This is a genomic window from Kitasatospora sp. NPDC023176 (genome assembly GCF_055560495.1).
Genome location: NZ_JBVHIP010000022.1, coordinates 1 through 22,545, shown reverse-complemented (window position 1 = coordinate 22,545; position 22,545 = coordinate 1). Strand labels below are relative to the sequence as shown.

Sequence of the window (22,545 nt, the reverse complement as noted above, 5' to 3'; positions counted from 1 at the left end):
GTTCACCCGAAGGGACGACCCGTGAACACCGCACGACACACCGCCCGACCGCTCGCCCGCCGGCTCCGGCGCACCGCCGGCCTCGTGGTGGCCCTGGCCACCACCGGCGCCCTCTGCGCCGGCACCGCCGTCGCCGCCCCCGCCGAGAAGGCCCCGCCGGCGGCCGAGGCCGCCGGCGTCCGGGTCCCGCAGGACCCGATGGCCGCCGTGGCCCGGATGCAGCCCAGCTGGAACCTCGGCAACACCCTGGACGCCATCCCCGACGAGACCTCCTGGGGCAACCCGCTCACCACCAAGGCCACCTTCGACGGCCTCAAGGCCCAGGGCTTCCGCAGTGTCCGGATCCCCGTCACCTGGTACCCGCACCAGTCCGACACCGCCCCCTACACCATCGACCCGGTGTGGATGAAGCGGGTCAAGCAGGTCGTCGACTGGGCCCTGGAGGACGGCCTCTACGTCGAGATCAACGTCCACCACGACTCGTGGAAGTGGATCGCCGCCATGTCCACCGACCACGACAACGTCGTGGCCCGGTTCAACTCCACCTGGCAGCAGATCGCCACCGCCTTCAAGGACGAACCGCGCAGCCTGCTCATGGAGAGCATCAACGAACCGCAGTTCTCCGACGCGACCGACGCCCAGAAGACCCAGTACCTGCGCGAGCTCAACACCTCGTTCCACGACATCGTGCGCAACACCGGTGGCAGGAACAAGGACCGTCTGCTCGTCCTGCCCTCCGAGGAGACCAACAACGCCCAGCACTGGCTCGACGACCTCTCCACCACGATGGCCTCGCTGCACGACCGCAACCTGGTCGCCACCGTGCACTACTACAGCTGGTACCCGTTCAGCGTGAACATCGCGAACGGCCCGACCTACGACGCGAAGGCCCAGTCGGACCTGACCGAGGGCTTCGCCCGGGTGCACGACACCTTCGTCGCCAAGGGCATCCCCGTCTACCTCGGCGAGTACGGCCTGCTCACCTCGCCCTACTCCGGCGTGGTCGAGCGCGGCGAGATGCTCAAGTACTTCGAGCACGTCAACTACGAGGCGCGGCGCAACGGCATGACCTCCGCCGTCTGGGACGCCGCCAACGACTTCCTGAACCGCGGCACCATGCAGTGGATGGTCCCCGAGATGAAGGACCTGATCCAGACCTCCTGGCGGACCCGCTCGGGCACCGCCTCCACCGACAACGTCTTCCTGCCGAAGTCCGGCCCCATCGCGGCGCAGACCATCACCCTGAACCGCAACGGCTCCTGGTTCACCGGCCTCTGGCAGGGCGACCGCCCGCTGATCCCGTACATCGACTACACCGTCAACGGCGACCAGCTGACCCTGACCGCCGACGCCCTCACCCGGCTCGCCGGCGACCGGAGCGCCGGGGTCAACGCCACCCTGGAGGTCCGGTACTCCGACGGCGTCCCGTGGAAGCTCTTCGTGCGCTCGTACGACAAGCCCGCGATGGCCGACGCCACCGGAACCGCCGACGGGCTCACGATCCCCACCCGGTTCAACGGCGCCCTGATGGCCAACGTGCAGTCCACCTACGCCGACGGCACCGCCGCCGGTCCCGCGTCCTGGACCACCTACCAGTCGTTCGACAACCTCCGTGCCGACTACGGCGCCAACACCACCACCCTCAAGCCCGACTACGTCAAGTCCCTCAAGGACGGCGTCCCGGCGACATTCACCTTCCGCTTCTGGACCGGTGACACCGTCACCTACCACGTGACCAAGTCCGGCAACACGGTCACCGGCACCGCCTCCTGACCCGCGTCCCCTCCGCCCCGGCTGTCGCGCCCGGCAGCCGGGGCTCCCACCCGTTCCGAGGTGCACCCATGGTCCCCCTGCCCCCTCGTGTGCTGTTCGGCGCCGCCTACTACCACGAGTACCAGCCCTACGAGCGGCTCACGGAAGACCTCGACCTGATGGCCGACGCGAGGTTCACCGTGATCCGGGTCGGCGGGGGCGCTGGCCTCCTGACTCGGGAGGGCGGTGGGCCCCGCCGGGCCCACCGCCCCCGCTCACCGACCCCGCTCACCGCCCGGCGCTCCGCTACTCGGCCGAGAAGCGGTACACCGTCCGCGACCGGTACCTCTCCCCCGGGCGCAGCACGGTGGAGGGGTAGTCGGGCCGGTTGGGCGAGTCCGGAAAGTGCTGGGTCTCCAGGGCGATGCCCGCGTAAGCGGTGTACCGGCGGCCGGAGCGACCGGCCAGCGTGCCGTCGAAGTGGTTCCCGGTGTAGACCTGGAGCCCCGGCTCCGTGGTCAGGCACTCGACGTGCCGACCGCTGGCCGGGTGGCTCAGCAGGGCAGCCCGCCGCAGCCCGGAGCCGTCGAGCACCCAGGTGTGGTCGAACCCGCGTCCGGCCGCCCGGATCTGGGGGTGTTCCCCGGTGACGCAGGCACCGATCCGCCGGGCGCGGCGAAGGTCGAAGGGGGTGCCGGCGACCGGCTCGACCGGGCCGAGCGGGATCAGCTCCCCGTCCACCGGAAGGTACCCGGCGGCCTCGACGCGCAGCAGGTGGTCGAGCACCGTTCCGCGGCCCTCGCCGGCCAGGTTGAAGTACGCGTGATTGGTGAGGTTGACGACCGTCGGGGCGTCCGTGGCCGCCTGGTAGGTGATCGAGAGTTCGCCGTCGGCATCGAGCAGGTACGTCACCTCGGCGGTGACCGCCCCCGGGAACCCCTGGTCCCCGGCGGGGCTGCGGAGGCGGAAACGGACGCCGACCTGCCGGTCCGCCCGGACCGGCACGCCGTCCCAGACACGGGTGGCGAAGCCGTCCGGGCCGCCGTGCAGGGTGTGCCCGGTGGGTTGGGTGGCCAGCTGGTACGTCCGGTCGTCCAGGGGCAGCACACCGCCGGCGATCCGGTTGGCGTAGCGGCCGACCGTCGCGCCGAGGAAGGCCGCTTCGCCGAGCAGGTCCTCGACGCTGCCGCCGCCCAGGACCACATTGGCCCGCTGCCCGGTCCGGTCCGGCGCGTTGAGGGCCTGGAGGCGGGCGCCCAGGCTGAGCACCTCCGCTGTGACCCCGGCCCGGGAGCCGAACGTCCAGCGGGTGATGCGCTGCCCGTCCGGCAGGGCCCCGGCGGCCTCCTGGGCCACCGTCAGGTCACCGGGGGAGACGAGTACGTCTCTGGGCACGGGCTGCTCTCCGTTCGGCGGGTGTGCGGGAAGCCGGGGCGACGCCCACCGGGCGGGCGGGCGTCGTCGGTACGGGCTCATCGGGGTCAGAAGCCCTGGGCCAGCCGGTGGTAGGCCTGGTTCCAGCGCAGTTCCTTGGTGAAGCGGCGCATCGTGGTGTCGTCGTCGATCACCAGGAGTTCCACGCCGAGCATCTCGGCGAGGTCGTCCAGCTCCTCGGTGCCGACCGCACCGGAGAGCACGGTGTGGTGCGGCCCTCCGGCGGTCAGCCAGGCCTCGGCGGAGGTCGGCAGGTCCGGTCGCGGCCTCCAGACGGCACGGGCGACGGGCAGGTTGGGCAGCGGCGCCGGGGACGGGACGACGTCGATCTCGTTGGCGACCAGCCGGAAGCGGTCACCGAGGTCGGCGAGTCCGACGACGACGGCCGGGCCGGGTTCGGCGTCGAAGACCAGGCGGACCGGGTCCTCCCGGCCGCCGATGGCCAGCGGGTGGATCTCGCACGAGGGGGTCTGCGCGGCGATGCTCGGGCAGACCTCCAGCATGTGGGCACCGAGGATCAGCTCACTGCCGCACTCCAGGTGGTAGGTGTAGTCCTCCATGAAGGAGGTGCCGCCGGGCAGTCCGGTGCCGGTCACCTTGAGGGTGCGCAGCAGGGTGGCGGTCTTCCAGTCGCCCTCGCCGCCGAAGCCGTAGCCGTCGGCCATCAGCCGCTGCACGGCGAGGCCGGGCAGCTGGCGCAGTCCGCCGAGGTCCTCGAAGTTGGTGGTGAAGGCCTTGAAGCCGCCCTGTTCCAGGAAGCCGCGCAGGCCGAGTTCGATGCGCGCCGCGTAGCGCAGCGAGTCGTGGCGCTCCGCGCCGGCGCGCAGTTCGGGCGCGAGGCGGTAGCTGTCCTCGTACTCCTCGGCGAGCGCGGTGACTTCGCCCTCGCCGGCCGCGTCCACGGCGGCGACCAGGTCGTTGACGCCGTAGGTGTTGACCGAGACGCCGAAGCGGCGCTGGGCCTCGACCTTGTCGCCCTCGGTGACGGCGACGTCGCGCATGTTGTCGCCGAAGCGGGCGAGCTTGAGGCTGCGGAGTTCGGCGCGGCCCGCGGCGGCGCGGGCCCAGGCGGCGATCCTGGCGGCCACGGTGGGGTCGGCGACGTGTCCGGCGACGGTCTTGCGCGCGAGGCCGAGGCGGGACTGGATGTAGCCGAACTCGCGGTCGCCGTGGGCGGCCTGGTTCAGGTTCATGAAGTCCATGTCGATGGACTGCCAGGGCAGTTCGACATTGGCCTGGGTGTGCAGGTGGAGCAGCGGCTTCTGCAGGGCGTCGAGGCCGGCGATCCACATCTTGGCCGGGGAGAAGGTGTGCATCCAGGCGATCAGGCCGATGCACTCGTCCGCGGAGTTGGCTTCCAGACAGATCCGGCGGATGGCGCTCGCGTCCGTGAGGACGGGCTTCCAGACCACCTCGACCGGCAGGGTGCGGTCGCGGTTCAGGGTTTCGGCGATCCGCTGGGACTGCTCCGCGACCTGGCGCAGCGTCTCCTCGCCGTAGAGCCCTTGGCTGCCGGTCAGGAACCAGACCTCGCGGCCTTCGAGTGGCTTGGTCATGGGGTGGCTCCTCACCGGGCCTGGGGCTGGCCGTAGACGTTCTGGTAGCGGAAGTTGAGACTGTCGATGTCCGCCTGGGCGATCGGCAGCGGTTCGCCGAGCTGACGGGAGAGGTGGACGGTGCGGGCCACGTCCTCGCACATCACGGCGGCCTTGACCGCTGACGTGGCGTCCTTGCCGATGGTGAAGACACCGTGGTTCTGCATCAGGACGGCGGGCGAGCGGTGGCCCTTGAGGGTGTCCACGATGCCGCGGCCGATCGAGTCGTCGCCGATCAGGGCGAACGGGCCGACCGGGATCTCGGCGCCGAACTCGTCGGCCATCGCGGTGAGCACGCAGGGGACGGCCTCGCCGCGGGCCGCCCAGGCGCAGGCGTAGGTGGAGTGGGTGTGGACCACGCCGCCGACCTCGGGTAGGTGGCGGTAGACGTAGGCGTGCGCGGCGGTGTCGGAGGAGGGTGCGTGCTCGCCTTCGACGACCGTGCCGTCCAGGTCGCAGAGGATCATGTTCTCGGGCGCGAGCTCGTCGTAGGAGACGCCGCTGGGTTTGATCACCATGAGGTCCTCGCCGGGGACGCGGGCGGAGACGTTGCCGGCGGTCCAGACCACCAGGTGGTAGCGGACCAGCTCCCGGTGGAGGTCGCTGACCTGGCGGCGGATGAGGTCGATGGTCGCGTTCACAGATCCTCGCTCGGTGTGGTGAGGGTGGTGAGGGCGGCGTTGCGGATGTCGCGCAGGCGGTGCAGGAGTTTGTCGGCGCCGAGGCCGAAGTGGTCGTGCAGGGACCGGTATTCGGCGAAGAGCCGGTCGTAGGTGTCGGCGGCGGCCGGGTCCGGCTGGTAGGCGCCCCGGTGCACCCGGCCCATGGCGGCGGCCGCGGCCCGTACGTCCGGGTAGGCTCCGGCGGCGACGGCGGCGTGGATCGCCGAGCCCAGCGCCGGACCCTGCTCGGACTCGGCGACCGAGACCGGGCGGCGCAGCACGTCGGCGTGGATCTGCATCAGCAGGGCGTTCCTCTTGAGGCCGCCGGTGACGATGAACTCGGTGACGGGGACGCCGCCCCGCTCCAGGGCCTCGACGATGACGCGGGTGCCGAAGGCGGTGGCCTCCAGCAGGGCGCGGTAGATCTCCTCGGGGCGGGTGGCCAGGGTGAGTCCGACGATGACGCCGGACAGGTGGTGGTCGACCAGGGTGGAGCGGTTGCCGTTCATCCAGTCGAGCGCCACCAGGCCGTGCGCGCCGACGGGTTGGGCGGCGGCCTTGCGGGTGAGCAGCCGGTGCAGGTCCTCGCCGGTCGCCTCGGCCTCGGCCAGGTAGTCGGCGGGGACGCCCTGGCGCAGCCACCAGGCGAAGATGTCGCCGACGGCGCTCTGGCCGGCCTCGTAGCCGTAGGAGCCGGTGACGATGCCGTCCTCGACCACGCCGCAGATGCCGGGGACGTCGGCGAGGGTGGCACCGTTGACGACGTGGCAGGTGGAGGTGCCCATGATGGCGAGGAGTTGGCCGTTGTCGACGGCTCGGGCGGCGGGTGCGGCCACGTGGGCGTCGACGTTGCCGGCGGCGACGGCGATGCCCTCCGGCAGGCCCGTCCACTCCGCCGCCCGGGCAGTGAGCGAGCCGACCCGGGAGCCGAGCGGGGAGAGCGGGTGCTCCAGGCGGGTGCGGGCGAAGTCCGCGAACTCCGGGTGGAGCAGGGCGAGGTAGTCCTCGCTCGGGTAACTCCCGTCCTGGTGGATGCCCTTGTAGCCGGCCGTGCAGGTGTTGCGGCTCTCGGTGCCGGTGAGCTGCCAGACGATCCAGTCGGCGGCCTCGATCCAGCGCTCGCAGGCGGCGTAGACGGCCGGGTCCTCCTCCAGCACCTGGAGCGCCTTGGCGTACTGCCACTCGGCGGAGATCCGGCCGCCGTACCGGGAGATCCACTTCTCGCCGCAGGCGTGCGCCAGCGCGTTGATCCGGTCCGCCTGGGGCTGCGCGGCGTGGTGCTTCCAGAGCTTGGGCCAGGCGTGCGGGTGGGCGGCCCAGGCGTCCGTCTCGGCCAGCGGGGTGCCGTCGGTGAGCACCGGCAGGACGGTGCAGGCGGTGAAGTCGGTGGCGATGCCGATGACGTGGGCCGGGTCGACGTCGGCGGCGGCGAGCGCGGCCGGGACGGCGGTGCGCAGCACCTCGCGCCAGTCCTCGGGGTGCTGGAGCGCCCAGTCGGGCGGGAGCGGCCCGCCGGTGCCGGGCAGTTCGCGCTCGATGACGGCGTGCGGGTAGTCGTGGACGGCGGTGCCCAGCTCCTCGCCGTCCCGGACCCGGACCACCACGGCGCGTCCGGAGAGGGTCCCGAAGTCGACCCCGACGACGTACTGGTCGGTGTCGGGGTCGGCAGGAGTCACGGTCACTTGCTCATCCTTCGTACGGGAGGCGTGGCGTTGTCGACTGTCGCCGGTGCGGTTCTCGACCGAGGCGGTGGGACCGCACCGGCGACAGGCTTCGTTCCGCTGCCTCCCCCTCTGGAGGGCGGAACGGCTGGCCGTCGGCCGGGCACACGGAAGCGGGATGCGGTGGCTCGGCCGACGGAGTGGGGGGCGTCACTGTTGACGCTCACGGCGATTGTTAACGCTCACAATCACCGTGTCAAGGGAGGTCCACGGCCGAAAGGCCGCGAAACCGCGTGCTCAGGGCGCTGCGGCCCGGCTACCGGCTCAGCGCCGGACGACGGGGCCCACGCTGCGCCGCAACACCATCTCCGCGGAGATCTGCACCTGACTGGGCGGGTGCGCCACGCCCTCCAGCTCATCCACGAGCAGTTCCAGGGCCCTGCGGCCGAGTTCGCCGAAGTCCTGCCGCACCGTGGTCAGCGGCGGAATGAAGTACGCGGCCTCGGGGATGTCGTCGAACCCGACCACGCTGATGTCACCCGGCACCGACCGGCCGGCCTCGTGCAGGGCGCGCAGCAGGCCGAGGGCCATGTGGTCGTTGGCGCAGAACACGGCGGTGACGTTGCCCAGTCCGGCGATCCGCAGACCCGCCTGGTAGCCGGAGCGGGCGCTCCAGTCACCGCGCTCCACGTCCGGCACGGGAGCCCCGGCCGCCTCCAGGGTGCGACGCCAGCCCTCCTCCCGGTCCTGGCTCTCCAGCCAGTTGGCCGGCCCCGCGACGTGGTGCACCGTACGGTGCCCCAGGTCGAGCAGGTGCCCGGTGGCCGCCTCCGCGCCGGAGCGGTTGCCCACCGACACCATGGGCACCTGGGTCTGGTTGCCCGAACCGACCGCGACCACCGGCACGGAGCTGGAGAGCCGGGCCACCGCGCTGACGGTGGAGGTCTGCGGCGCTATCACCATGACGCCCTCCACCCCCTGGTCGCGCAGCCGGTCGACGGCCTCCTGGATCGAACGGCCGTCCAGGGAGCGCAAGCTGGCGACGCTCACGAAGTACCCGGCGCTGCGCGCGGCCCGCTCGATGCCGTCCAGCATCGAGGCGGGGCCGTAGAGGGTCGAGTCGAAGCTCACCACCCCGAGCGTCTGCGAGCGGCGGGTGACCAGCGCCCGGGCGGCGGAGTTGGGCCGGTAGTCCAACTCCCGTATGGCCGCCAGCACCCTGTCCCGGGTGTCGGGCCGGACGTGCGGGGCTCCGTTGAGCACCCGGGACACCGTCTGGTGGGACACACCCGCCAGTTTCGCCACGTCCGCCATTACGGGCTGGCGCTGTTCAGTCCCGGTGCTGTCGGTTCCCACTCGCAGTCCCCTCCTCGGTTGTGGACCACAGTACGCGACCAGGTCCAGTCCAATCCGTCACCCTCGGTTCAACAGACGGCCTCTCTTCATACCAGTCCCCCGGGGCGTCCACATGTGCCGATACCGCCAAGTTAACGCTCACACGCGCTCCACGGGGGTGCTTGCCGAGATCGTCCGCCCGTGGCCCGCGCGGCCGGCAGCGGTCAGTGAGGCGTTCAGCACGGAGCGCGTACCGGCCGGCCGGGACCGGGGCGCTGAACGCCATGCCGTCCTCGGCCTCGCGGGACCTCGCCGGCCCAGCCCCCGACGCACGCGTCGGGGCCGCACCCCCCCGGCCCCGACGGCGGCCGGGCCCCGGCTCCGCAGGTGCGCGGAGCCGGGGCCCGGCCGGGGTGCGCGCTACCCGAGGGTCCACCGCTGGTTTCCGCCGCCCCAGCAGCTCCACAGCTGGACGGGCGTGGCGTCGGCGGTGGCCGCCCCGGCGACGTCCAGGCACCGGCCGGACGGCACGCCGCTGACGCTGCCGTCGGAGTTGAACCGCCACTGCTGGTTGGCGCCGCCGTTGCACGGCCAGGTCACCACCTTGGTGCCGTCGGCCGTCGCGCCGCCGTACGCGTCCAGACACAGCGTGGTACCGGAGACGTTCACCGTGAGCCGGCCGTCGTCGGTGCGGGTCCAGGTCTGGTTCGCGCCTCCGGAGCAGCTGTGGATCTGCGTCTGGGTCCCGGGCATGGTGGAGGCGTTGGGCACGTCCAGGCACTTGTCCGAGCCGGCGCCGCGCAGCGCCCCCGTGGCCGCTGCCGGGGAGTTGGCGTAACCGGCGGCGACGATGTTGGCCTGCACCGCGTTCTCGGTGGCTTCCGACGGGTAGCCGGAGGTCATCACGCCCTCATAGAAGGTGCCCCGGGCACTCTTGCTGTTGTCGCCGCCGATGCCGAGGATGATCGCGCCCTCCTTGTGCATCGGGTGGTACCCGGCCACGTTCGGACGCGGACCGGAGTAGAAGGTCGACAGCCCCCCGGACTGGGCGTCGCCGGCGCGGATCGCCCACTGGTTCGGCGCGCCCTTGACCATGGCCGTCAGGTAGCGGTGGTTCACGGTCGGGTCGTCGGCGTTGTAGCCGGCGTCGACCCCGGAGAACAGACCGTTCTCCAGGTCGGCCATCACCCAGGGGCCCGGTCCGGTGCCGTAGCCCCAGACCTTGATGTTGCCGAAGTAGATGGCTTCCATGTGACCGTTGCCGGTGTCGGTGCTGCTGGTCTCGGCGTTGCCGTAGTCGAAGCAGCAGCCGCCGTTGTCGTGGGTCCCGTCGAGGATCGCGTACATCCCCTCGGGCTGGTCCCCGGTCGCGACGCCCGAGGTGTGGTTGTCGCGGTAGCCGGTGCCGGGCGCCACGTAGACGCCGTAGGCCCGGTGCCCGTTCAGCGTGGTGGGCGCGAGCGCGGCGTCCGCGAGGTTGTCCGGGCCGGGTGCGGCCCCGCCGCCGGGCGCCTGGGTCAGGTGGTTGCCCCGACCGCTCTGGTCGTAGATCACGGTGATCACGCAGGCGGTACCGGCGCAGAAGGCGTCCTGGGCGGCGGCGTCGGCGTAGCCGCCGGCACTCAGCGCCCCGATGTTCCGGAGCGCCTGGTCCGACGCCCGCCGGACCTGGTACAGCGGCCCGCCGTACCCGGAGTACAGCGCGCGGGTGGTGCTGTGCGCGGCCACGCAGGGCGTGCCGCCGGCGGCGTAGAGGTCGCACGGGCCCTGGGTGGCGGCCTGGGCCACGCCGCCCGTCGCGGTGGCACCGGCCAGGGCGCCGACCAGGACGGCGAGGGCCGTCCCGGCCCGGGCGAGGCGGCGCAGCGCACCGCTTCGACGGGTTGTCCTGTTGTTGTCACTCATGGGTGCTCCCTGCTCATCCGTTGAGCGCGGCCAGAGAAGTGTGAGCGCTAACAATCCAGCCCACGACAGCAGGCTGCGGCCGGGGCGGGGGTGGGGGTGGGGGTTCCCGGACCGGTGACAGTGCCCGCACCGGCCGTGTCCCGTCAAGGCTTTCGACAGAACCCGTGACGGAAGGGCCGGTCGAGGACTGATCGCCCGTCAGGGCCGCCACCTTCCGCTTGACGCACGGTGGTTGACGCCGAGCAATGTGAGCGCTCACACTCCACACCGGCGCACCCGCGTCCGGTTCGCCGCGTCCACGCCTTTCACCTGCTCCCCCACCCATCGGCAGCGATCGAGAGGAACCACCCCATGCGCGCACCCTCCCGCAGGCCCTCCAGAGCCACCCGCCTCACCTCCGCCGCGATCGCCGTCCTGGCGCTGGCCGTCGGCTGCAGCAAGCAGGGCGCCGGTGACTCCGGCACCTCCACCGGAGCCTCCTCGGCCGCCGCACCCGCGATCCAGGGCGACATCACCTTCAACGACGACAACCTGACGCGCCTCGACGCCGCCCTCAAGACCGCGCTCCAGGGCAAGGACCTGTCGCAGCTGGACCTGGCCATGGTCGTCAACGTCGCCGTGGACTACTGGAACGCCGGAAAGGCCGGCTTCACCAAGGGCCTCGCCGACCTCGGCGCCAAGGGCACCTTCCAGGCCCCGGCGAACGGGCGGCTCGACCAGCAGCTGTCCATCCTCCAGACCCTGCGCGGCCAGGACATCTCCGCCTTCTCGCTCTCCGCGATCGATCCGACGGCCGTCAAGTCGCCGATCCAGTCGGCTGGTGCGGCGGGGATCCCGGTCCTCGCGATCGACTCGCCACTGCCCGCCGAGGACGGCGCCGCACTCTACCTCGGCACGCCCAACTACCAGGCCGGAAAACGGGCGGGCGAGGCGATGAGGACCGCCCTCGGCGGCCGGGGAAAGGTCGTGGTGCTGGTCGGCTCGCTCACCGCCTCCAACGCCGTCGAACGCATCCAGGGCTTCGAGGACGCGCTCAAGGGCTCCGACGTCACGGTGTCCAACAAGCTCGCCGACACCATGGACGCGGCCAAGGCCCTGACCAACGCGCAGACCGCGATCCAGACCGACCCGGGGGTGACCGGCCTCTACGGCGTCTACTCCTACGACGGCCCGTCGGCCGCGCAGGCGGTGCAGGCCGCAGGCAGGACCGGAAAGGTCAAGGTGATCTCGGACGACAGCGACGCCCAGACCCTGGCGTTCATCCAGCAGGGCGTCATCCAGGCGACCGTCGTCCAGTCGCCCTACCAGCAGGGCTACACCGGCGCCTACCTGCTGGCCGCCCTCAAGGTGCTCGGCAAGGACGCCACCATGGCCGTCGTGAAGCCGTTCCTGGAGTCCGACGGCAGCACCCTGAGCTCCGGTGTGGGCGTGGTGACCCCGGACAACCTGGCCGCCTTCCGGGCCAAGCAGGCCCAGCTCGGCAGCACGGGATGACCGGGGCGGGCACCCCCGGCCGGCCGGCCGCGACCCTGCGCGCCGTGCGCAAGAGCTACGGGCCGGTCACCGTGCTGGACATCCCCGAGCTGGAGCTGATGCGTGGCCAGATCACCTGCGTGGTCGGGGAGAACGGCGCCGGGAAGTCGACCCTGATGGGCGTGCTGTCCGGCACCGTCTCCCCCACCGCCGGCGAGATCCTCGTCGCCGACCACCCCCTCCAACCGGGCCGACCCGACCACGCGAAGGCCCTCGGAGTCGGCCTGGTGGCGCAGGAGTTCCCGCTGGTCGGCCGGATGAGCGTGGCCGAGAACCTGCTGCTCGGCCGGCGCACCCGGCCCGCGCAGGGCGCGGGGGCGCTGCGCCGCGCCCTGTTCGACCGCGCCGGCACCCGGCACGAGGCCCGTGAACTGCTGGCGGACATCGGCGTCGAGGGCGTGGACGTCGACCGACCGGTGGAGCGGCTGCCCGTCCCGCTGCGGCAGATGATCGAGATCGCGAAGGCCTGGGGGAACCGACCCCTGGTCCTGATCCTGGACGAGCCGACCTCCTCGCTGGGGCCGGTCGAGGCCGGCAAGGTCCTCGCACTCGCGCGGCGGCAGGCCGCGAACGGCGGCGCGGTGCTGTTCATCGGCCATCGGCTGGACGAGGTGCGGGACATCGCCGACCGCGTGCTGGTGCTGCGCGGCGGCCGTCTGGTCGCGGACCTCCGCCCGGCCGAGGCCACCGACGTGCGGATGATCCGCGAGATGGTCGGCGGCGAACTCGCCCGCGACATCACCGTCCGCCCCGTCCCCGCCGCGGCCCGCACCGTCCTGACCGCCCGGGGGCTGACCGCGGCCGGCCTCGGCCCGGTCGACCTGGACCTGCGGGCCGGTGAGATCGTCGGGGTGGCCGGCCTGATGGGCTCGGGCCGCAGCCGGTTGCTGCACACCCTGATGGGCGCGCAGCCCAGCACCGGGGGCGAGGTCGCACTGGGCGGGCGCCGGTTCCGCCCGCGCCATCCCGCCGACGCGGTCGCGGCGGGCATCGGTCTGGTGCCGGAGGACCGCAAGGAGCAGGCCCTGCTGCTGTCGCACCCGGTGCGGTGGAACGCCACGCTGGCCACCCTGCGGCGCGACTCCTGGCACGGCGTGCTCACCCCAGGGGGCGACCGGGCGCGCTCCCGCCGGATCGTCGACGCCCTGGGGGTGCGGCTGCACAGCCAGGAACAGCCGATCGGAGACCTGTCCGGTGGCAACCAGCAGAAGGTCGTGTTCGGGCGGTGGCTGCACGCCGCCCCCGAGGTGCTGCTGCTCGACGAGCCGACCCGCGGCGTCGACGTGGGCGCCAAGGCCGAGATCTACCGGCTCGTCGACCGGGCCGCGGCGGACGGTCTCGCCGTCCTGGCCGCCTCATCCGAACTGGAGGAACTGCTGTGGATCTGCCACCGGATCCTCGTGATGGCCCGAGGACGGATCGTCGCCGATCTGCCGCGCGACCGGTTCGAAAAGGAACGGATCATGACGGCAGCCACCAGCCGGCCGACAACGAGCGCGGAGGAAACCGCATGACCACCGAGAGCGCTCCGGCCCGCGAGACGGCCGCAGCCGCCCGGAGCCGACTGCGTGTCCTGATCGACACGCCCGAGGTGGGTGTCGTCCTCGCCTGCGTCGCCGTGTTCGCGGCACTCGCGCTGGCCCGTGACACCTTCGCGAGCGCGGTCAACCTCCAGGGCATGGGCGCCGACCTCGCCCAGTACGGGCTCCTCGCGATCGGCGAGTCGCTGGTCATCCTCACCGGCGGCATCGACCTGTCGGTGGGCGCCCTGATGGGCACCAGCGTGATCCTGATGTCCTGGTTCGACGTCCGGGCCGGCCTCCCCGCAGGCGTGGCGGTGCCGGCCACCCTGGCCGTCGCCGGACTGGTCGGCCTGGTCCACGGGCTGGCCGTCACCCGGCTGCGGATGCCGCCGTTCGTCGTCACACTGGTCACCTACACGGTGGCCCAGGGCGTGACCCTGGCCATCACCTCCGGCACCTCGATCGTCGGCATCTCCCCGTTCTTCGGCGACGTCGGCCAGAGCTACCTGGCCCAAGTCCCGGTGCCGCTGGTGCTGTTCGCGGTGGTCGCCGGCACCGCCTGGTTCTTCCTCGAACGCACCTACGCCGGACGGCAGGTCTACGCGGTCGGCGGCAATCCCGAGGCGGCCAGGCTGGCCGGCATCCGCGGCGACCGACGGGTGGTCTCCATGTACGTGGCCTCCTCGCTGGTGTCGGCTTTCGCCGGGATGCTCGTGCTGGGCCGGATGGGAGTCGGGTCCGCCAGCGGCGTCGGCGTCGGCTGGGAGCTCTCGGCGATCGCGGCCGCGGTCATCGGCGGGGTCAGCCTGACCGGCGGGCAGGGACGCGTCCTGGGAATCGTCGCGGGCGCCGTCCTGCTGGAGCTGATCAACAACGGACTGACCACCCTCCAGGTCAACTCCGACTACACCGACATCGTGCTCGGCTGTGTCCTCGGCCTGGCCATCACGGCCGACCGGCTGCGCGCCAGGCACGTGGCGAGGAGGTCCTGAGCCGTCTCCTCGGCACCCTGCCGATCTCTCCGGCCTGCCGTCGCCCCCGCCATCTCGCCTTCACCTGGCCCTGGTTGGCGGGGCACGCCCCCTCCGCCTGGCGGGGAGAAGGACACGGCGAAGGCCCGTCGGCTCGTCGCCGACCGGATGACCGGCACCGGTGGCGGGACCTGCGCCCACCGCCTGCTGGAACGCGTCGCCGGCGAGGTGCCCCGGCAGTCGGGTCGACCTTCCGGGGCAGCACGCGGCACCCGCCCCGGTAGGCCTGTCCCGGGGCAGGGGAATGTCCATGTGAGCGATAACATCGCATCGCGGATGCGTGCTATCGTCAGCACCGGCCGCCAGTCGGGACAACTCCGCGGCGGCCTCGAAATACCCCCGACAGCGCGTCATGAAATGTGCTGCACGGGACCCTGATCAGGACCCTTCCGGTCTCGTGCACTGCCTTTCCCGCAGCCTCCTGCCCCCGCTGCGCGAAGAGGTCGGCAGCCGCCCCCCTCTCCCCCCCCGGCGGCGACCGGAAGGGTCCCCTTTTCTGCTGAATTCCGACCAAGAAACCGGGCTCCGTCGAATCTTCACTTCGGAAGCTATTCTCAGGCATTACCTGCCGTATAGGTTTGCGCCATGGAGCTGGAGTTTCGTCATCTGAGGATGATCCGGGCCATCGGCGACGCCGGAAGCGTGACCAAGGCAGCGGACCGGCTGGGACTCGCCCAATCGGCGCTCTCCACCCAGCTGAAACGGATCGAGGCGGCCGTGGGCGGGCGGCTCTTCGAGCGGGGCCGGGAGGGCGTACAACCGACCCCGCTGGGCATCCTGGTCCTGGAGCGGAGCCGAGTACTGCTGCCCGCGATGCGTCAACTGCAGGAGGACGCCCGGTGCCTCGCGAACACTGCGCGCAAGGACAGCGCACTGCGCGTGGGGGCGACCCACGGTCCGTTCCTGGGCGCACTGGTGGACCGACTCACGACGGCCCGGCCCGAGCTGGTGGTGAGCACCCGATCGTCGACTTCCGCCTCGGAGTTGGTGGACCGGGTGCTCGACGGGCGGCTGGACCTCGCACTCACCGGGTGCTGCGGACACCGGAAGGCCACGGGAGACGAGCGGCTGGAATGGCGGGAGATCGCCACAGACCCGGTGTTCGTCCTGCTCGCCGAGGAACATCCGCTGGCAGGGGAGCCGGAGGTGGAACTCGGACAACTCGCGGGCGAGCGCTGGGCTCTGCCACCCGGGGAGAGCTGCTTCGGTGAGTGCTTCGCAGCCGCCTGCGTACGCGCGGGCTTCCTGCCCCGGTCGGTCTACGAGGCCGACGCGGCCTCGTGCCTCCACCTCGTCCGCTCGAACCGGGCGGCCGCGCTGTGCCGGGCGACCTTCCCGCCACCCCCTGGCGTCGTGCCGATTCCCCTGGCCCCACCGCAGTTGAGCTGGCGCCAGCTGTTCTGCTGGCGTCCGCTCGCGCTGGCGCGTGGGCTCGCGGACGAGGTGCTCTGCTACGCCAGGGCGGTGCACGCCGACGCGGTGGCCCGCAGCCCGGTGTACTCGGCGTGGCTGCGGCGACAGGAGGAATCGGCGGCGCGACTGGGGGACAACAGTGCTCCTGCGTCGCCGGACCACCGGCCTCACCCGCGCCTGACGGACCCCGATCCGCTGGAGAGCCAACCGGACCCGGCACCCTGAACGACCCTGACCGTCGCCACCGCCGCCCCGGCCGCCGCCCGGACCACGGTCGTCCGCAACACCCTCGCCACCGGCTGACCCAGGAGCAGCAAGGTGCTCCGCTCCCCGGTCCCCGGCGGGAAGCGGGGCACCGTGCTGCGGCGGCCGCCGCTCCCGGACAGCCCCCTCCGGCCGTCCGCACCCCGGCGGACGTGTCGCCGGGGCACCGCTACCCAACGGTGATCTCACGCCCCTTGACGCCACGGTTGTTAGCGTTAACACTTCATTTCACGCCAGGCCAGAGCTACCGCCACCCCGACGTTCCACAGCGCGAGGGACCGCTCCGGCCGGCCCCGCTCGACCACGCCCAGAGCCGCCCAGTCACGGGCGCACTGCGCCGGTCGCGGAACATCATCACTGGAGGAACTGTGCGGAAGCTTTCAGCGGGCCTTGTCGCGGCGGGCCTGACCCTCTCGTTGGCGGCCTGCGGCCAGAGCAGCAACGGCGTAGGGGACGGCGCCGCCAAGGGCGACGCCAAGGGTGGACTCATCGGCATCGCGATGCCGACCAAGTCGTCGGCACGCTGGATCGACGACGGCAACAACATGGTCAAGGACTTCCAGGCCAAGGGCTACAAGACCGACCTGCAGTACGGCGACAACGTGGTGGAGAACCAGGTCTCCCAGGTCGAGAACATGATCACCAAGGGCGCCAAGCTGCTGGTGATCGCCGCCATCGACGGCTCCTCCCTCACCAACGTGCTACAGAAGGCCGCCGACGCCCACATCCCGGTCATCTCCTACGACCGGCTGATCAAGGGCACCGCGAACGTCGACTACTACGCGACCTTCGACAACTACAAGGTCGGCGTCCTCCAGGGCGGCTACATCGTCGACAAGCTCGGCCTCAAGGACGGCAAGGGCCCGTTCAACATCGAGCTGTTCGCCGGCTCGCCGGACGACAACAACGCCAACTTCTTCTTCAACGGCGCGATGAGCGTCCTCAAGCCGTACATCGACCAGAAGAAGCTGGTCGTCCAGAGCGGCCAGACCGACTTCAACCAGGTCGCCACGCTGCGCTGGGACGGCGGTGTCGCCCAGTCCCGGATGGACAACCTGCTCAGCAAGGCCTACACCACCGCGCACGTCGACGCCGTGCTCTCGCCCTACGACGGCATCTCGATCGGCATCCTGTCCTCGCTCAAGGGCGTCGGCTACGGCACCGCCAAGTCGCTGCCCGTCGTCACGGGCCAGGACGCCGAACTGGCCTCGGTGAAGTCGATCATCGCGGGCGAACAGACCCAGACCGTCTACAAGGACACCCGCCAGCTGTCCAAGGTGGCGGTCCAGATGGGCGACGCGCTGCTGACCGGCGGCAAGCCCGAGGTCAACGACACCACCCAGTACAACAACGGCGTGAAGGTCGTTCCGGCGCAGCTGCTCCAGCCGGTCAGTGTCGACAAGGACAACTACCAGAAGATCCTGGTCGACAGCGGTCAGTACACCGCGGACCAGCTCAAGTAGCCTGCGGGGCCCGCTCGGCGGGCCCCGTGCCGAACCGGCGGTGCCGAGCCCGGGCTCCCCCGGGAGCCCGGCGGCTCCCCCACCGCACCGCCCCGAACGATACGGACGCACAACCATGGTTGGACCGGTTCTCGAAATGCGGTCGATCAGCAAGTCGTTCCCCGGCGTCAAGGCGCTCTCCGAGGTCAACCTGACCGTCGCCGCCGGCGAGGTGCACGCCATCTGCGGCGAGAACGGTGCCGGCAAGTCCACCCTGATGAAGGTGCTCAGCGGGGTCTACCCGCACGGCGGCTACGAGGGCGAGATCCTCTTCGAGGGCGAGCCCTGCCGGTTCAAGGACATCCGGGCCAGCGAGCAGCGCGGCATCGCCATCATCCACCAGGAACTGGCGCTGGTGCCGTACCTGTCCATCGCCGAGAACATCTTCCTGGGCAACGAGCACGCCACCCGGGGCATCATCAGCTGGCACCGGACGCTCACCCACGCCGCCGACCTGCTGCGCCGGGTCGGGCTGGACGAGAGCCCGCACACCAGGGTCGCCGACCTCGGTGTGGGCAAGCAGCAACTGGTCGAGATCGCCAAGGCGTTGGCCAAGGATGTCAAGCTGCTCATCCTGGACGAGCCGACCGCCGCGCTGAACGACGAGGACAGCCGCAAGCTGCTCGACCTGATCCTCGAACTCAAGGCGCAGGGCATCTCCTGCATCGTCATCTCGCACAAGCTGAACGAGATCGCCCGGGTCGCCGACGCCGTCACCATCCTGCGCGACGGGCAGACCATCGAGACCATCGCGATCGGCCCGGAGGGCATCTCCGAGGACCGGATCATCCGCGGCATGGTCGGCCGGGACCTGGAGCACCGCTACCCCGAACGCACCCCCGAGGTCGGCGAGGTCGCCTTCGAGGTCGAGGACTGGACCGTCCGGCACCCGATCGACCAGCAGCGCACGGTGGTGGACGGCGTCTCGCTGAACGTGCGGCGCGGCGAGATCGTCGGCATCGCCGGGCTGATGGGCGCCGGCCGCACGGAACTCGCGATGAGCGTCTTCGGCCGCTCGTACGGGCGCTGGGCCGGCGGCCGGGTGCTGCTGCACGGCCGGGAGGTCCACACCCGGACGGTGCCGGAGGCGATCGGGCACGGCATCGCCTACGTCACCGAGGACCGCAAGCAGCTCGGCCTCAACCTCATCGACGACATCAGCCGGAACATCTCGCTGAGCGCGCTCGGCAAGGTCGCCCGGTACGGCCGGGTCGACCGGCACGAGGAGAGCAAGGTCGCCGAATCGTTCCGGCGGACCATGAACATCAAGGCCCCGACGGTGTTCACTCGGACCGGCACGCTCAGCGGCGGCAACCAGCAGAAGGTCGTCCTCAGCAAGTGGATCTTCGCCGAGCCGGAGGTGCTGATCCTCGACGAGCCCACCCGGGGCATCGACATCGGCGCCAAGGCGGAGATCTACACCGTCATCGCCGAACTCGCCGCCCAGGGCAAGGCCGTACTCGTCATCTCGTCCGAACTCCCCGAACTCCTGGGCCTGTGCGACCGGATCTACACCATGGCCGAAGGCCGGATCACCGGTGAGGTCGAGCGCGCCACCGCCACCCAGGAATCCCTCATGCGGCTCATGACCATGAGCGCCGCATCCAGCAGCGAACAGGTGTAAGGCATGGCCCAGACCGAGATCATCCCGGACTCCACCCAGAGCGGCCCGGAGGCCGGCCCCGGCCAGTCCGTCGGCTCCGCACTGGCCCGCGCGCTGCGTGGCAACGTGCGCCAGTACGGCATGCTCGTCGCGTTGGCGTTGATCGTGCTGCTGTTCCAGATCTGGACCGACGGCATCCTGCTCCAGCCGCTCAACATCACCAACCTGATCCAGCAGAACGGCTACATCCTCATCCTGGCGATCGGCATGATGATCGTCATCATCGCCGGGCACATCGACCTGTCGGTCGGCTCCCTGGCCGCCTTCGTCGGGGCCGCCGCCGCGGTGATGATGGTCGAGCACCACCTGCCGTGGCCGGTGGCGATGCTCGCCGCGCTGGTGATCGGGGCCCTCGCCGGGGCCTGGCAGGGCTTCTGGATCGCCTACCTCGGGATCCCGTCGTTCATCGTCACCCTGGCGGGCATGCTGCTGTTCCGCGGCGGCACCCAGATCCTGCTGCAGGGCCAGTCGGTCGCGCCGTTCCCCAAGGGCTTCCAGAGCATCAGCAGCGGCTTCCTCCCCGAGGTCGGACCGCACACCAACTACCACAACCTCACCCTGCTGCTCGGTCTCGCGGTGCTGGCCGTCGCGATCCTCCAGGAGCTGCGCGGGCGGCGGCAGACCGCCTCGTTCGGGCTGGAGGTGCTCCCGCTCGGGCTGTTCGTCGTCAAGCTCGCCGTGATCACGGCGGCCGTGGTCGTCTTCACGCTGCTGCTGGCCAGCTACCACGGGGTGCCGATCGTCCTGCTGATCCTCGGCGCCCTGCTGGTCGGCTTCGGCTACCTGATGCGCAACTCGATCATCGGCCGGCACACCTACGCCATCGGCGGCAACGAGCCGGCGGCCAGGCTCTCCGGGGTGAAGAGCAAGCGGGTCGTCTTCCTGGCCTTCACCAACATGGGAGTCCTCGCGGCGCTGGCCGGACTGGTCTTCGCCGCACGGCTCAACGCGGGCACCCCGCAGGCCGGCATCAACTTCGAGCTGGAGGCGATCGCCGCCGCCTTCATCGGCGGTGCCTCGGCCAGCGGCGGCGTGGGCACCGTCCTCGGCGCGATCATCGGCGGCCTGGTGCTGGGCGTACTGAACAACGGCATGTCGCTGGTCGGTGTCGGCACCGACTACCAGCAGGTGATCAAGGGCCTGGTGCTGCTCGCCGCCGTCGGCTTCGACGTCTACAACAAGCGCCGGGCCGGTTCCTGACCAGCCTGCCCGGCGGGGACGGGCCGCGGTGTCTCGACACTGCGGCCCGTCCTGCCCTGTTTCCACCCCGATCCAGACTGGTTTTCTCTCCCCCGACGGCAGCGGCTGCGGCGGACCGGTCAGGGTCACCGACCGCTACGGCGAGCACCTGAGCGTCGACGGGATCGCGTTGCGGGCGAACGCCGTCCAGCCGACCCGCGTCCCGTTCGCCCGGCATGGACAGCGCCGGCCACCCGTCGGCCCTCGCCGGCCTCCGTCCGAGGCGACCACGGCACCGCCCCGGGACCGGGCACTGCTACGCTCAGGCCGATTGTTAACGCTCACATTGCAGGGAGGAGGCGACCGAGGACATGCTCCTCGATGACGCGTCCGCGGAGTTCCACGACTTCTTCGAACGCCACTACGCCGAACTCGCCCGCCTCGCCCATCTCCTGACCGGCGGGACGGACGCGGCCGACGACCTCGCCGCGGACGCCCTGGTCGCCCTGTGGCAACGCTGGGACCGGCTCCGCGCGGCCGACCACCCGCTCGCCTACGCCCGCGGAGTGGTCGCCAACATGGCCCGGGAACGGATCCGCAGCGCCGTCCGCGAGCGGCGCCGGGTCCTGCTGTTCTGGTCCCGCACCCCGGGGAGGACCTCGGGACCCGACGTGGCGGCCGTCCTGGACGTGCGCGCGGCGCTCGCCCGGCTGCCGTTCCGCAAGCGGGCCTGCGTGATCCTGCGGCACGCCTTCGACCTCTCGGAGAAGGACACCGCGGCGGCGCTGGGCATATCGGTCGGTACGGTGAAGAGCCAGACCTCGAAGGGCATGGCCGAGCTGGAACACCTGCTCGGCGCACGAGCGGTCGGCGAACTGGCGACAGGAAGGAGGAACCGATGAACGAGCACATCACCCGGCAGCTGCGCGAGGCGGCCGAGGCCCACCAGCCCGACCGCGCACGGATGCTGGCCCGCGTACAGCGCGGCGCGGCCGGCCCCGCCGCCCGCCACCGCACGCGCTCGGGCCTGAGGTCGTGGCCCAAGGCCGCGCTCGCCGGCCTCGCCGCCGCCGGCATCCTGGCCACCGGCGGTCTCGCCGTGGCCGGCATCGTCCGGACCCCACCGCCGCCGGAGCCCGCGACCACCGCTCCCGCCACCCCCTCCCCGACGGCCACGTCGACGCCGAAGCCGTCGGCTCCCCCCGCCGCCACCGCCCAGCCACCGGCCCCGGCAGCCACCGCCCCGCCCAGTCCGCACCCGACCCCGTCGGCGAGCAGCCGGGCGCAGAACGGACCGCTGTGGTCCGAGGGATCGATCGACTCGCACAGCACCGTCTACTGGGGGCAGAACAACCTCACCCTCAAGACCACCCAGCCGCTCACCGCACTCACCGTGGAACTGCGCACCGCCCAGACCGGCGACGTACGGAACACCGGCACCTGGCAGACCCTGCCGGGCGACGACTTCAGCGTCACCGTCCAGGAGTCCGGCGGCGCGCTGGTCTACCGCTGGACGCTCAAGCCGGGCCGTACGGTACCGGCGGGGCAGCACGAGTTCGCCGGCCAGTACAACCACGCCACCGGGGTGCGCAGCGCCGCCGGCGACGGCTACCGCGTGGAGGCCCAGTCGGCGGGCGGCGGCGCCTCGGTCGCGGGCGGTTTCACGTCGGCCCGGTAGCCGACGACGGGTCGGGCACGCTCTTCCCCTCGGAGAGGACGGTGCCCGCTATTCGAACAACGTGTACGTGAAACCGGGAGGTCATTGACCGCCACCGGCAATCGCTTCACCCCGGGTGAAGGTCGAGAACGGAGGCGGTGACCGCCTCCACGCGCCGCCGACCATGCATGTGCGGCGTCGAAGGGTCGCATCGCAAACAGGTCACCGGTCTTCCGCCTTCAGCGGCATCGCCGGACGCGCCTGCCGGACCGCGCTGACCACCTGGACCGAGCGGCTCAACGCCAACGCCCCGGAGGCCGTGCGGCTGATCCCCGCCCTGTCCGGTCAGACCTGATCGGGTGCCACGCGGAGGTGGCGCCGTGTCGGGATCCCGACACGGCGGCACCTCCGCACGGGGTGACTGGATCCGCGGGCG

General features: G+C 71.5%; 17 protein-coding genes. 11 read left to right on the top strand and 6 right to left on the bottom strand.

The window, feature by feature from the left end:
• Window positions 1-21 precede the first annotated feature (21 nt).
• The gene (locus ACZ3YL_RS26560) at window positions 22-1,773 is read left to right on the top strand and encodes a cellulase family glycosylhydrolase (protein WP_465660084.1); all 1,752 of its coding nucleotides are present in this window, start codon (window positions 22-24) and stop codon (window positions 1,771-1,773) included.
• 285 nt (window positions 1,774-2,058) lie between these two features.
• On the opposite strand, the gene ACZ3YL_RS26555 is transcribed toward ACZ3YL_RS26560, so the two are convergent.
• The 6 genes from ACZ3YL_RS26555 to ACZ3YL_RS26530 all read right to left on the bottom strand — a co-directional run bounded on the left by ACZ3YL_RS26555 (window position 2,059) and on the right by ACZ3YL_RS26530 (window position 10,344).
• Window positions 2,059-3,147 carry an aldose epimerase family protein gene (locus ACZ3YL_RS26555; protein WP_317621305.1) on the bottom strand — a complete coding sequence of 363 codons (1,089 nt, stop codon included), beginning with the start codon at window positions 3,145-3,147 and terminating at the stop codon, window positions 2,059-2,061.
• A gap of 86 nt (window positions 3,148-3,233) precedes the next feature.
• Window positions 3,234-4,742: an L-arabinose isomerase gene (gene araA, locus ACZ3YL_RS26550; protein ID WP_188307704.1), complete on the bottom strand. Its 1,509-nt coding sequence runs from the start codon at window positions 4,740-4,742 to the stop codon at window positions 3,234-3,236.
• Between the two features lie 11 nt (window positions 4,743-4,753).
• On the bottom strand, window positions 4,754-5,422 hold the full coding sequence (locus ACZ3YL_RS26545; RefSeq protein ID WP_465660083.1) for an L-ribulose-5-phosphate 4-epimerase: 669 nt from the start codon (window positions 5,420-5,422) through the stop codon (window positions 4,754-4,756).
• Window positions 5,419-7,125, bottom strand: coding sequence for a ribulokinase (locus ACZ3YL_RS26540; protein WP_465660082.1), 1,707 nt, complete (start codon window positions 7,123-7,125; stop codon window positions 5,419-5,421). The genes ACZ3YL_RS26545 and ACZ3YL_RS26540 overlap by 4 nt, the downstream gene beginning before the upstream one ends.
• Window positions 7,126-7,428: 303 nt before the next feature.
• A complete protein-coding gene (locus tag ACZ3YL_RS26535) occupies window positions 7,429-8,418 on the bottom strand; it encodes a LacI family DNA-binding transcriptional regulator (protein ID WP_465660167.1) in 990 nt (329 codons plus the stop codon).
• 441 nt (window positions 8,419-8,859) lie between these two features.
• Window positions 8,860-10,344, bottom strand: a complete 1,485-nt coding sequence (locus ACZ3YL_RS26530) for an arabinofuranosidase catalytic domain-containing protein (RefSeq protein ID WP_465660081.1) — start codon at window positions 10,342-10,344, stop codon at window positions 8,860-8,862.
• 351 nt (window positions 10,345-10,695) lie between these two features.
• Between ACZ3YL_RS26530 and ACZ3YL_RS26525 the strand changes: the two genes are divergently transcribed.
• The 10 genes from ACZ3YL_RS26525 (at window position 10,696) to ACZ3YL_RS26480 (ending at window position 22,464) form a co-directional block, all read left to right on the top strand.
• Window positions 10,696-11,838, top strand: coding sequence for a substrate-binding domain-containing protein (locus ACZ3YL_RS26525; RefSeq protein ID WP_465660080.1), 1,143 nt, complete (start codon window positions 10,696-10,698; stop codon window positions 11,836-11,838).
• A gap of 44 nt (window positions 11,839-11,882) precedes the next feature.
• Window positions 11,883-13,391, top strand: coding sequence for a sugar ABC transporter ATP-binding protein (locus ACZ3YL_RS26520; RefSeq protein ID WP_317621304.1), 1,509 nt, complete (start codon window positions 11,883-11,885; stop codon window positions 13,389-13,391).
• Window positions 13,388-14,392 (top strand): ABC transporter permease, encoded by a 1,005-nt coding sequence (locus ACZ3YL_RS26515; RefSeq protein WP_188307698.1) that lies wholly within the window; start codon window positions 13,388-13,390, stop codon window positions 14,390-14,392. Before ACZ3YL_RS26520 ends, ACZ3YL_RS26515 begins: the two co-directional genes overlap by 4 nt.
• A gap of 624 nt (window positions 14,393-15,016) precedes the next feature.
• Window positions 15,017-16,069, top strand: coding sequence for a LysR family transcriptional regulator (locus tag ACZ3YL_RS26510; RefSeq protein ID WP_465660079.1), 1,053 nt, complete (start codon window positions 15,017-15,019; stop codon window positions 16,067-16,069).
• A gap of 407 nt (window positions 16,070-16,476) precedes the next feature.
• On the top strand, window positions 16,477-17,571 hold the full coding sequence (gene chvE, locus ACZ3YL_RS26505) for a multiple monosaccharide ABC transporter substrate-binding protein (protein ID WP_188307696.1): 1,095 nt from the start codon (window positions 16,477-16,479) through the stop codon (window positions 17,569-17,571).
• Between the two features lie 115 nt (window positions 17,572-17,686).
• A complete protein-coding gene (mmsA, locus tag ACZ3YL_RS26500; RefSeq protein ID WP_465660078.1) occupies window positions 17,687-19,234 on the top strand; it encodes a multiple monosaccharide ABC transporter ATP-binding protein in 1,548 nt (515 codons plus the stop codon).
• A 3-nt stretch (window positions 19,235-19,237) separates the two neighbouring features.
• Window positions 19,238-20,473, top strand: a complete 1,236-nt coding sequence (mmsB, locus tag ACZ3YL_RS26495) for a multiple monosaccharide ABC transporter permease (protein ID WP_188307694.1) — start codon at window positions 19,238-19,240, stop codon at window positions 20,471-20,473.
• Between the two features lie 350 nt (window positions 20,474-20,823).
• Window positions 20,824-21,354, top strand: a complete 531-nt coding sequence (locus tag ACZ3YL_RS26490) for a SigE family RNA polymerase sigma factor (RefSeq protein WP_465660077.1) — start codon at window positions 20,824-20,826, stop codon at window positions 21,352-21,354.
• Window positions 21,351-22,130 (top strand): hypothetical protein, encoded by a 780-nt coding sequence (locus ACZ3YL_RS26485; protein ID WP_465660076.1) that lies wholly within the window; start codon window positions 21,351-21,353, stop codon window positions 22,128-22,130. The genes ACZ3YL_RS26490 and ACZ3YL_RS26485 overlap by 4 nt, the downstream gene beginning before the upstream one ends.
• A 115-nt stretch (window positions 22,131-22,245) precedes the next feature.
• Window positions 22,246-22,464, top strand: a complete 219-nt coding sequence (locus ACZ3YL_RS26480; RefSeq protein ID WP_188302760.1) for a hypothetical protein — start codon at window positions 22,246-22,248, stop codon at window positions 22,462-22,464.
• Window positions 22,465-22,545 lie beyond the last annotated feature (81 nt).

What these genes read in the sequence shown, in the direction of transcription:
- ACZ3YL_RS26485 (WP_465660076.1), top strand. Translation starts at nt 21,351, where the DNA reads ATGAACGAGCACATCACCCGGCAGCTGCGCGAGGCGGCCGAGGCCCAC.
- mmsA (WP_465660078.1), top strand. Translation starts at nt 17,687, where the DNA reads ATGGTTGGACCGGTTCTCGAAATGCGGTCGATCAGCAAGTCGTTCCCC.
- ACZ3YL_RS26535 (WP_465660167.1), bottom strand. Translation starts at nt 8,418, where the DNA reads ATGGCGGACGTGGCGAAACTGGCGGGTGTGTCCCACCAGACGGTGTCC.
- ACZ3YL_RS26525 (WP_465660080.1), top strand. Translation starts at nt 10,696, where the DNA reads ATGCGCGCACCCTCCCGCAGGCCCTCCAGAGCCACCCGCCTCACCTCC.
- ACZ3YL_RS26490 (WP_465660077.1), top strand. Translation starts at nt 20,824, where the DNA reads ATGCTCCTCGATGACGCGTCCGCGGAGTTCCACGACTTCTTCGAACGC.
- mmsB (WP_188307694.1), top strand. Translation starts at nt 19,238, where the DNA reads ATGGCCCAGACCGAGATCATCCCGGACTCCACCCAGAGCGGCCCGGAG.
- araA (WP_188307704.1), bottom strand. Translation starts at nt 4,742, where the DNA reads ATGACCAAGCCACTCGAAGGCCGCGAGGTCTGGTTCCTGACCGGCAGC.
- ACZ3YL_RS26530 (WP_465660081.1), bottom strand. Translation starts at nt 10,344, where the DNA reads ATGAGTGACAACAACAGGACAACCCGTCGAAGCGGTGCGCTGCGCCGC.
- ACZ3YL_RS26515 (WP_188307698.1), top strand. Translation starts at nt 13,388, where the DNA reads ATGACCACCGAGAGCGCTCCGGCCCGCGAGACGGCCGCAGCCGCCCGG.
- ACZ3YL_RS26510 (WP_465660079.1), top strand. Translation starts at nt 15,017, where the DNA reads ATGGAGCTGGAGTTTCGTCATCTGAGGATGATCCGGGCCATCGGCGAC.